A 244-nucleotide genomic window follows, 5' to 3' on the forward strand; every position below is an offset into this window, starting at 1 on the left:
CGTAAAACACTCGTTACGAGGTGGAGACGGGATTTGAACCCGCGTATACGGCTTTGCAGGCCGCTGCCTCGCCTCTCGGCCACTCCACCGCACATGGAAAGTGCCAGCGAGGCTGACACTTCCCACTTGAGCGGATGACGAGATTCGAACTCGCGACCCTAACCTTGGCAAGGTTATGCGCTACCACTGCGCCACATCCGCATTTACAAGCTATTCGGTTACCCGTTTTCGCGTGCTAGATGAC

General features: G+C 56.6%; 2 tRNA genes. Both read right to left on the reverse strand.

What is annotated here, in order from left to right:
• Positions 1 to 18: 18 nt before the first annotated feature.
• Positions 19 to 89 (reverse strand) — tRNA-Cys (locus tag JEM65_RS21920).
• Positions 90 to 129: 40 nt separating this feature from the next.
• Positions 130 to 201, reverse strand: a tRNA-Gly gene (locus JEM65_RS21925).
• Between the last annotated feature and the right edge of the window lie 43 nt (positions 202 to 244).

Source organism: Gelidibacter salicanalis (assembly GCF_016469035.1).
GTDB lineage: Bacteria > Bacteroidota > Bacteroidia > Flavobacteriales > Flavobacteriaceae > Gelidibacter > Gelidibacter salicanalis_A.